Origin of the sequence: Mycobacterium sp. UM_Kg27 (genome assembly GCF_000972905.1) — a bacterium.
GTDB lineage: Bacteria > Actinomycetota > Actinomycetes > Mycobacteriales > Mycobacteriaceae > Mycobacterium.
Genome location: NZ_JRMM01000381.1, coordinates 1 through 230 on the forward strand (window position 1 = coordinate 1; position 230 = coordinate 230).

Here is a 230-nt window from a genome sequence, read left to right on the forward strand (position 1 = left end):
CCGCCGTCCACCAAGGCGTAGCCGCCGTTGCCACCGACGCCACCACCGAAGGCACCACCTCCGGCACCACCGAGAGCCGTACCGGTTGCTGTGCTATCCGGGCCGACCGCCTCAACGTAGGCGTAGTTGCCGTTGCCGCCCACGCTGGAGTTGCCGGTGGCGGTTCCGCCCGCGCCACCGATAGCGGTACCGCTGGCCGAGCTGCCGGTCGTGTCGCCGAACACGGTGCC

1 pseudogene is annotated in these 230 nt (G+C 71.3%); it reads right to left on the reverse strand.

The annotated features are described in order from the left end of the window. Positions 1-230: pseudogene (locus LI94_RS24245) on the reverse strand (hypothetical protein); the annotation flags it as partial.